The organism is Vibrio sp. 1288 (assembly GCF_033344475.1).
The window spans coordinates 1-548 of record NZ_JAWPOX010000990.1 but is presented as its reverse complement, the minus strand read 5'-3'; the positions used below and the strand labels follow the sequence as shown (position 1 = coordinate 548).

General features: G+C 44.5%; 1 protein-coding gene. It reads left to right on the top strand.

Going from position 1 to position 548, the window contains the following annotated elements; all coding sequences use genetic code 11:
• Positions 1-548, top strand: a 548-nt coding sequence (locus tag R8O11_RS30515) for a zinc ABC transporter substrate-binding protein (protein WP_318195299.1), incomplete at both ends; no start/stop codon positions are given.

Here is a 548-nt window from a genome sequence, read left to right as displayed (position 1 = left end):
TCAGTCAAACGCATCACCACACGATTATTCGCTGCGACCTTCTGATGTAAAAAAAGTCGCGTCTGCGGATTTGGTGATTTGGTATGGTCATGATTTGGAACCGGTTCTTGAAAAAGTCGTATCAAATAGATCTAGTACACTGACGCTAAGCGAAGTACCAAATCTAGCGCTTCGTGAGTTTGATAGTGAGCATTCGCATGATCACGACGGTCATAACCACGGTAGCCACGACCCGCACTTTTGGTTGGGTATTAAACCGGTTAAACAGGTCGCCCAAGCTGTTGTGAACAAATTGGCGGAAATCGATCCAGCTAATGCGAAAACGTACAGCAACAATCTTGTTAAATTTGAAGAACAGCTTGCGGCTAAAGATAAGGAAATAGAGCAGCAGTTAGCACCAGTGAAGAACCAAGGATACTTCGTTTTCCATGATGCGTACGGTTATTTTGAAGAGCGTTACCAGTTAAATAATCTAGGACACTTTACGGTGACTCCCGACCGAAAGCCGGGAGCCAAGACGCTAATTCAGATCAGAAAAAACCTAGGCT